General features: G+C 54.5%; 3 protein-coding genes. 2 read left to right on the plus strand and 1 reads right to left on the minus strand.

Annotated features, from left to right (window positions below):
- Positions 1-36: 36 nt before the first annotated feature.
- Positions 37-1,598 (minus strand): IS3-like element ISAs20 family transposase gene (locus AB5Y50_RS01160; protein ID WP_088813959.1). Its coding sequence is split into 2 segments (ribosomal slippage): positions 37-1,136 and positions 1,136-1,598, totalling 1,563 coding nucleotides; the frame shifts between segments, so codons are not numbered across the junction.
- Between the two features lie 311 nt (positions 1,599-1,909).
- Here AB5Y50_RS01160 and AB5Y50_RS01165 point away from each other — a divergent pair.
- Positions 1,910-2,116 (plus strand): helix-turn-helix domain-containing protein, encoded by a 207-nt coding sequence (locus tag AB5Y50_RS01165; RefSeq protein WP_080937875.1) that lies wholly within the window; start codon positions 1,910-1,912, stop codon positions 2,114-2,116.
- Between the two features lie 379 nt (positions 2,117-2,495).
- A partial coding sequence (locus tag AB5Y50_RS01170) for a transposase (protein ID WP_176235144.1) occupies positions 2,496-2,773 on the plus strand: 278 nt, incomplete at its 3' end.

Below are 2,773 nucleotides of genomic sequence, written 5' to 3' on the forward strand. Positions count from 1 at the left end.
CGGCGTTTTTCAAGATAGTTGTCGCGCAAAGCTGTTTTAAGCAGCCTCTTTTTGCTCCGGCTCGGGTTTCTCGGGCCGCTCCGGATTTAGCATCACGGCACCGATAGGTGTCCAGTCTCGCGTCTTGCCACTCCACCTCGCTGGGTGTTGTGCTCGGGCGGCCTGGTACACAGCATCCCGTTTCGCCAGCAGGGCTTTATCGTCACCCCGATGCCGCTCGTTGGGTGTGACGAAGCGGATACGGCTATGCCGGTGCTCTTCGTTATACCAGGCCATAAAGTCGCGCACCCACTCCCTGGCCGCTTCCAGACTGGCAAAGCCGTCTGATGGCCACTGCGGACAGTACTTCAGCGTCCTGAACAATGACTCCGAGTACGGATTATCGTTGCTGACCCGAGGCCGTCCCCGCGAGGGCGTGACACCCAGGTCATGCATCTTGGTCAGCAGCGTGACTGACTTCATTGGCGCGCCGTTGTCCGAGTGCAAGACCAGCGGCTGCTTCCAGCACTGCTCGCGGATGATGCTCCGTTGCAGCAACGCCGCCGCCCGTTCACCGCACTCTTGCTCATGCACTTCCCAGCCCACCCCTTTGCGGCTGTAGATGTCCTCTATCAGATAGAGGTAGTAATACTGGCCGCGCACGAGTGACGGCAAGTAGGTGATATCCCAGGACCACACTTGATTGGGCCCAGTCGCGGTATGGCTGGTTGGTACCGGCACATGACGCGGTGGCTGGCTACGGCCACGCCTGTGCTGCTGGTCAGCCGCCCGCAAGATGCGATAGAAGCTCGACTCACTGGCCAAGTAGCGCCCCTGGTCGGCCAGCCGTGGCACAATTTGACTCGGCGGCAACGAGGCGAACTCCTGGCTATTGCAGACGTCCAGCACGGCCTGCCGCTCCTCTGGGCTCAATGCATGAGCAGGTATGGAACGAACCGCATCCGGTCGCCTATCGGCACTCAGCTCAGGCCCGGCCAACCAGCGCTGGAGCGTGCGCAGACTCAGCCCCAACACCTCGGCCGCAGGATGCTTGCGGGCGCCAGCTTCAAGCGCTTCGCGCCACCATGCAACGTATTGCTGCCGCTCTGGCAACGAGGTCAGTTGTCCTCGTCGACGTTGCTCCAGTAGGCATCGAGCTTTTTTTGCAATATCAGCAGAGCTGCCGCCTCGGCCAGGGCCTTGTCTTTGCGCCGCAGCTCTTGCTCCAGTTGCCGGATACGCTTCTTGTCCGCTTTGGCCTGTGCCTTCTCCGCCTGTTGTAAGGTACGAGCGGATTGCTGGCCCAGAATACAGGCTTGGCGCCATTGCTGGACTTGCTCGGGATAGAGACCCTTACGGCGGCAGTACTCACTGAGTTCAATCTCGGAAAGCGCAGCGGTTTCCAGCACGACGGCGAACTTGGCCTCGGCGGGCCATTCATCGGTCAGTTTGTTGTCCCCGGGCACAGGAGACCCTCCGTCTTTGGCGTGTTTGCGCCAATTATACAGAGTGACCTCGCTGATGTTTTCCTGCCGAGCCAACTCGGCCACCGACATATTGATGGGCGGCAGCAGCTTCTTGAGCAAAGCAGCCTTGCGCTCACTTGAATAACGAGCCATTCGACACTCTTTATCCGCCCCCGGTCTTCACATTTAGATTATTCAGATTAGGCGACAACTATTCTGACACCGGGGGGTACTCTGATTCACCAAAGACTGCGTTCAAGCACTCCGTTGTAGTGAAATCATCCATCTGCAATCGAATGAGTGCGGTATAGAGTGCGGTAGGTAACCACACAGTCTGGGAGCTCATAAGTAATCCTTGGTCTCGAACGAAAACATTTAGTGGGAATCTAAACTTGATTGCGGATTATAATCCGTGGTCGTTAGCCAGACAACCAGAGATAGTGCTCGCCAGTGAGAGGCGAGACATGCAAGATCTAGCAAAAAAATTTGGTGATGCTGTACGTGATAGACGGCTTCAATTGGGTGTATCGCAAGATGCACTCGCATATGCGGCCGAAATTGATAGAAGCTACGTAGGACGAATTGAGCGTGGTGAGGTTAATATCACCCTGGAAAAGGCTTATCGTCTGGCCAGGGTAATGGGGTGTGACATTCGCGACTTACTGCCATAGATATATTTTCCAAATAATTATCTCTTCAACCAGATAAAACTAAATTCCCCTATAATTATTCACAGTGATGGCAATTAACATCATTGCCAGCTTTAGAATTTGCCTATTAGCTATTAAGCCCCTCCCCCTATTGCCTATCTATAGAAAGCGTCACAAACTGCCGTTTTCAGAAAATGCCTACATGGTCTCGATTGGCGCATTGATGATAAAGTGACCCATTCACCACTCTTTATCGAGCCCTCTATACATGCAGAGACCAGACCTCAGAGACATCCACCAACTTACCAAGGACGAGTTCAAGCGCATTCTAGGGAAGGTGCGAACAAGTCCCTGATATGAGATCATGTTTGTCATCTGGAGCCATGAAAAAGGGTTCATCATGAGTCATCAGCTCACCTTCGCCGACAGTGAATTCAGCAGTAAGCGCCGTCAGACCAGAAAAGAGATTTTCTTGTCCCGCATGGAGCAGATTCTGCCATGGCAAAACATGGTGGAAGTCATCGAGCCGTTTTATCCCAAGGCTGGTAATGGCCGGCGACCTTATCCGCTGGAAACCATGCTCCGCATTCACTGCATGCAGCATTGGTACAACCTGAGCGATGGCGCGATGGAAGATGCTCTGTACGAAATCGCCTCCATGCGTCTGTTTGCCCGGTT

This window comes from Aeromonas sp. s6, assembly GCF_040907815.1.
GTDB lineage: Bacteria > Pseudomonadota > Gammaproteobacteria > Enterobacterales > Aeromonadaceae > Aeromonas > Aeromonas caviae.

Excerpts from the sequence above, each read along its gene's own strand:
- AB5Y50_RS01165 (WP_080937875.1), top strand. The coding sequence starts at position 1,910 with ATGCAAGATCTAGCAAAAAAATTTGGTGATGCTGTACGTGATAGACGG.